The sequence below is a fragment of the Okeania sp. SIO2B9 genome, assembly GCF_010672505.1.
In the GTDB taxonomy this organism is placed as follows: domain Bacteria; phylum Cyanobacteriota; class Cyanobacteriia; order Cyanobacteriales; family Microcoleaceae; genus Okeania; species Okeania hirsuta.
Map to the genome: position 1 here is coordinate 1 of NZ_JAAHGK010001696.1, position 1,265 is coordinate 1,265.

The 1,265-nt window shown below is 36.7% G+C and carries 2 protein-coding genes; both read left to right on the forward strand.

The genetic code is table 11. The features are described 5' to 3' along the window. Nucleotides 1-232: 232 nt before the first annotated feature. The gene (locus F6K13_RS33775; protein WP_124147515.1) at nt 233-733 is read left to right on the forward strand and encodes an AP2 domain-containing protein; all 501 of its coding nucleotides are present in this window, start codon (nt 233-235) and stop codon (nt 731-733) included. A gap of 23 nt (nt 734-756) precedes the next feature. Next, the coding region (locus F6K13_RS33780; protein WP_353735760.1) for an aldo/keto reductase at nt 757-1,265 on the forward strand (509 nt) is incomplete at its 3' end.

A 1,265-nucleotide genomic window follows, 5' to 3' on the forward strand; every position in this document is an offset into this window, starting at 1 on the left:
TCCATAACTTTGATACCAGCAAGTTCACATTTATAAGTTATCTGTTGAATTAGCTTATGGTGCAGTCAGACAAAATAATCTAGCTGTAGCTAGAGAGATAAAAAGTTAAATAAAATGTTCTAAAAAACATACATACTCCGTACTGGCCTCAAATGTTTTGTATTCTACTCTCTTAATTCAGATAAACAAGGGAGAATAATAACTTTATTAATTTAATAAGAAGGCCGAAAAAATGTCAAAAGAAATCTTGATTACCAGAGGACAGGTAGTAATAGTTGATGAACAAGACTATGAGGAATTATCAAAACATAAATGGTATTTGATAGATGGTTTTGCTGCCAGAACAATCAAGAAAGATGGCAAAAGAACCACAGTTTATATGCACAGAGTGATTATGGACGCTCCTATGGGTGTATCTGTTTATCATATTAATCACAACAAACTAGATAATCGACGAGAGAATTTACGCCTAGTCAAAGGAAGTGCGCGAATGCACAGGAGACCTAGCGTCAAACATTCATCTAAATATCGGGGAGTGTACTGGTGTAAAGATAAACGAAAATGGATTGCTGAAATCAAAGTGTACAAAAAACAAATACGTTTAGGTCGCTTTGATGTAGAAAAAGATGCGGCTGTTGCTTATGACGAAGCAGCAAGAAAATATTACGGGTCCCTAGCCAGAACTAATTTTACCATGAATAATATAGAAGTAGTAGAAGATCCCTCAATGTAACTTCAGAAAGATTATTAATAATGATGCAGTATCGACGCTTTGGGCGAACAGAATTACCAATGCCAGTATTTTCCTGCGGTGGAATGAGGTATCAATATAAATGGCAAGATGTGCCAAAAAATCAAATCCCACCAAATAATCAACAAAACTTAGAAAATACAATTCGTCGCTCCCTAGAATGCGGAATTAACCACATAGAAACCGCTCGTGGTTATGGTACATCCGAGATGCAGCTTGGAGAAATTTTACCCAAGCTACCACGGGAAAAACTGATTGTCCAGACAAAAGTTAGCCCAAGCGCCGATCCTCAAGAATTCCAAAGTAAGTTACAGCAGTCGCTCCAATTTTTGCAACTAGAATATATTGATTTGCTAGGCATACATGGGATTAATACATTAGAACTACTCCATTACTCAATTAGGCCAGGAGGTTGTCTGGATGTGGCGAGAAAATTACAAATACAGGGCAAAGTCAGATTTATTGGTTTTTCTACTCACGGGCCGACTGATGTCATAGTTAAAACTATAGAAAA